Origin of the sequence: Bacillus sp. SIMBA_074 (genome assembly GCF_046534555.1) — a bacterium.
Lineage (GTDB): Bacteria > Bacillota > Bacilli > Bacillales > Bacillaceae_G > Bacillus_A > Bacillus_A mycoides.
Genome location: NZ_JAWRYM010000713.1, coordinates 1 through 262, shown reverse-complemented (window position 1 = coordinate 262; position 262 = coordinate 1). Strand labels below are relative to the sequence as shown.

Sequence of the window (262 nt, the reverse complement as noted above, 5' to 3'; positions counted from 1 at the left end):
GGCCCGACCACGACAGGACCGGCGCGGCGTAGGTCGCGCCCCCCGTCGCATCCTTGCCGTAGCTCGCGTCGTCCAGGACCGCCGACAGGTCGTCGGTGAACCGCGCCGGCGAGGCGGTCGTGTAGTCCGCGCCTCCGGTGTTCGTCACCGTGATCGTGTACGTCAGCTTCGTGCCCGGCGCGCTGTGGGTGCTGTCCACCGTCTTCGCCACCTGCAGCGCCCGCACCGGGGTGGTGGTCGCGCAGTCGGTGGTGCAGTCACC

At 72.1% G+C, this 262-nt stretch carries 1 protein-coding gene; it reads right to left on the bottom strand.

Annotated features, from left to right (window positions below; all coding sequences use genetic code 11):
- A partial coding sequence (locus SB773_RS32645; RefSeq protein WP_410594540.1) for a DUF7927 domain-containing protein occupies window positions 1-211 on the bottom strand: 211 nt, incomplete at its 3' end.
- Between the last annotated feature and the right edge of the window lie 51 nt (window positions 212-262).